The organism is Variovorax sp. GW531-E2 (genome assembly GCF_059423125.1).
On the sequence record NZ_JBWKXQ010000120.1, the window covers coordinates 1 to 3590 of the forward strand.

At 68.0% G+C, this 3590-nt stretch carries 4 protein-coding genes; all 4 read left to right on the top strand.

Annotated features, from left to right (window positions below; genetic code table 11):
• Window positions 1-215: 215 nt before the first annotated feature.
• A complete protein-coding gene (locus tag AC07XP_RS32070; RefSeq protein ID WP_495266935.1) occupies window positions 216-1154 on the top strand; it encodes a fumarylacetoacetate hydrolase family protein in 939 nt (312 codons plus the stop codon).
• A 64-nt stretch (window positions 1155-1218) separates the two neighbouring features.
• Window positions 1219-2235 carry an ABC transporter substrate-binding protein gene (locus AC07XP_RS32075; protein ID WP_495266936.1) on the top strand — a complete coding sequence of 339 codons (1017 nt, stop codon included), beginning with the start codon at window positions 1219-1221 and terminating at the stop codon, window positions 2233-2235.
• Window positions 2236-2252: 17 nt separating this feature from the next.
• Window positions 2253-2825 (top strand): VOC family protein, encoded by a 573-nt coding sequence (locus AC07XP_RS32080; RefSeq protein ID WP_495266937.1) that lies wholly within the window; start codon window positions 2253-2255, stop codon window positions 2823-2825.
• A 59-nt stretch (window positions 2826-2884) separates the two neighbouring features.
• Window positions 2885-3590 (top strand): ABC transporter permease (locus AC07XP_RS32085; RefSeq protein WP_495266938.1); only part of this gene is annotated, 706 nt, incomplete at its 3' end.

A 3590-nucleotide genomic window follows, 5' to 3' on the forward strand; every position in this document is an offset into this window, starting at 1 on the left:
CTCTCCCTCCCTCCCGTTTCCGCTGGCCCGCCCCGGCCCGCCGCTCCCGGCGCAGGCCGGCCGCGGCATGCGTCCGCACGCCCGTTTCATGCATGCCGCGACAAACCCTTGACGTTCGTGAACACCAAAACATAAAATTGCACACAATTCGTAGACACTGAATGCAAAACATCTGTCGCGGATTCCAACCCACCTACAAAAGAGGAGTCAATCGAATGTCCTGGATCGCGCTCGCCACTTACCGCCGCGCCGGCGGGCTTGCCCCCGCCCTGGTGATCGACAGCCAGCTGTACGACCTGGAGGCGGCCCGCGCGGCCGGCCTGCCGCCGCTGCCCGAAACCTGGGTCACGCAAGGCGTCGAAGCCATGCTGCGCGACTGGGCGAACGCGCAGACCTGGCTGCGCGACGCCACGCCCATCGCCGCCGCGCTGGCCGCCTCGGGCGCCATCCGGCCGGTGGCCGACGGCGCCGCGGCCGTGGCTGCGCCCTTCGTGCCGAGCCGCATCTTCTGCGCCGCCTCGAACTACGCCTCGCACGCCAACGAAATGGGCACCGTGCTGGCGGCCAAGTCGCAGAGCAAGCCGTACATGTTCCTGAAGCTCTCGAACACGGTGATCGGCAACGGCGAGACGATTCAGATGCCGCCCGAAACCAGCAAGCTCGACTGGGAGGTCGAACTCGCCGCCGTGATCGGCAAGCGCTGCCGCCGCATCTCGGTCGAAGACGCGCTGGACGCCGTGGCCTGCTACACGATCGTCAACGACATCTCGGCGCGCGACCTCAACATCCGCGGCGACTACCCGTTCAAGCACGACTGGTTCCAGGGCAAGTGCCACGACACCTTCGCCCCCATCGGCCCATGGCTGGTACCCGCCTGGCAGATTCCCGACCCGCAGGCCGTGCAGATGCGCCTGGACGTGAACGACGAGCCGATGCAGCAGGACAGCACGGCCAACATGATCTGGACAGTGCGCGAGCAGATCGCCTACCTCTCGACCATCGTCACGCTCGAGCCGGGCGACGTGATCGCCACCGGCACGCCCACCGGCGTGGGCATGGGTCGGGGTATCTACCTGAAGCCGGGCGACCGGCTGGTGGCGAGCATCGAGGGCATCGGACGGCTGGCCAATCAAGTGCAGGCAGAGCGCGTCTGAGCGCCGGCACGACGGGGCCACGGCCCCGTTCTTTCGCATCACAACAAGGTATGGAGACAACGACATGCAACCCACCCGCAGAGGATTCGCCGCGATCGCGCGCGCACTGACCGGCCTCGCCTTCAGCGCGCTGCTGGCCGGCGCGCCCCCCGCGTTCGCCCAGGAGAAGGTCACCTACAACATGGCCTGGCTGCCGCAGGGCAGCTCGGTGGGCGTGATCGTCGCGCAGGCGCAGGGCTACTTCCGCGAACTGGGCCTGGACACCGCCATCGTGCGCGGCTACGGCGGCAACCGCACCGCCAATGAGCTCGACCAGGGCCAGTTCGAATTCGGCTACGTCGACCCGATCAGCCTCGTGCTCAACCGCGCCAACGGCGGCAAGATCCGCATGATCGGCGCCATCAACACACGCTGGCCCGCCGGCATCTGTTTCGACACCAAGCGCCACCAGCCCAAGACGCCCGCCGACATGAAGGGCCTGCGCCTGGGCGGCGGCTCGGCCTCGCCGGTGCACAACGTCGTGCCCGCCTGGCTGGAGCTGAACCGCCAGCCCAAGGACAGCATCCGCCTGCTGCGCATGGACCCCGCCGTGGTCGACGCCTCGCTGATCGAAGGCAAGGTCGACCTGGCCGAATGCTGGCGCGGAAGCAACCGCGCTGTCACCCAGAAGCAGGCCAACGCCGCGGGCGTGACGCTCGGCTGGATCGAGTACAGCGACTTCGGCCTGGACGCCTACGGCAGCGGCTTCGCGGCCAGCGAAGACCTGATCAAAAAGCGGCCGGAGGTGGTGAAGAAGTTCCTGCGTGCGTCGTACCGCGGCTTCGAATTCGCCATGGCCAACCCCGAGCAGGCGGCCGATCTCATGGTGAAGATGTTTCCCACCACCGACCGCGCCGTGGCGCTGGCGCAGATCAAGGACATGAACGACCTGCTGGTCGACCCGGCAGCCAAGGCCAAGGGGCTGGGCCACCTGCGCGATGACCGCATGCGCGCCACCGTGCAGTTCGTCGACAAGGCCTTCGGCCTGGGCGGCAAGGTGAAGCCGCAGGACGCGTACAGCAACGACCTGCTCGCACCATGAGCGCGGGAGCAACACCGATGGTTCAACGCCCCCGTCCCCAGCGCCTCGGGCACGTCGTGCTCAACGTGCGCGACCTCAAGGCCTCCGTGCGCTTCTACACCGAGATCGTCGGCCTCGAGGTGTCCGACCACATCGAGGACCAGATGGCTTTCCTGCGCTGCGGGAACGACCACCACGACCTGGCGCTGGCGCAGATTGCGCCCGGCGACCCGCAGCATGCGGCCACCTACACGCCGGGGCGGCCCGGGCTGGAGCACTTCGCCTACCAGCTCGGCTCGCTGGCCGAGATCGAGGACGCCGCGCGCTACCTGCAGGCGCAGGGCATCGACATCGTGCGCGGCATCGGCAAGCACGGGCCCGGCGAGAACCTGTTCCTCGTGTTCAAGGACCCCGACGGCAACTACTGCGAGTTCTACGCGGAGATGGTGCAGATCACGCCCGCGCAGCCCTACACGCCCCGCGTCTGGAAGAACGACCTCGCGGCCTTCGACCAATGGCACTTCGACCGGTTCGTGGTGCCGCCGCCCGAGTGGGGGCCGCGCACGGCACAGGACACCGAAGGCGACAACAGCGACTACCCGAAGCGCTGAACGCCCACCACGCGACAAGACAAGACACGCCACATAAAAAAGATCCGGAGACAAGACACATGCACCCCGCCCCTTCCTCGCGCGCCGAATCGTGGCGCCGCTTCACCGACCCCGCCCTGCTGTTCCTCGCACTGGGCCTGCTGTGGGAAAAATCGGTCGACGTGTTCGGCATCAAACGCTACCTGCTGCCGCCGCTGTCGCAGGTGCTCGACAGCCTGTGGACCAACCGCATGGCACTGCTCGTGCAGTCGTGGGTCACGACGCAGGAGGTGCTGGCCGGCTTCGCGCTGGCGGCCGTCGGCGGCGTGCTGCTCGGGCTCGCGATCCACGCCATCCCGGTGGTGCGGCGCGCGCTGTACCCGCTCATCGTGGTGTTCCAGGGCCTGCCCAAGATCGCGCTGGCGCCGCTCATGGTGATCTGGTTCGGCTACGGCGACACCTCGAAGGTGCTGATGGCCTTTCTCTTCGCCTTCTTCCCGGTGGTGATCGCCACGATGGGCGGACTGGCGGGCACGCCGGCGCACCTGGTGGAGCACTTCCGCGCCATCCGCGCCTCGTCGTGGACCACCTTCCGCCGCCTCTACGTGCCTTCGGCCCTGCCCTCGATCATGGACGGGCTGCGCTCGGCGATGCCGCTGGCCGTGATCGGCGCGATCGTGGGCGAGTTCGTCGGCTCCGAGCGCGGGCTCGGCCACCTCATCCTCGAGGCCAATGCCAACGCGCGCACCGACTACCTGTTCGCCGCGCTGGTGGTGATCTCGGTGG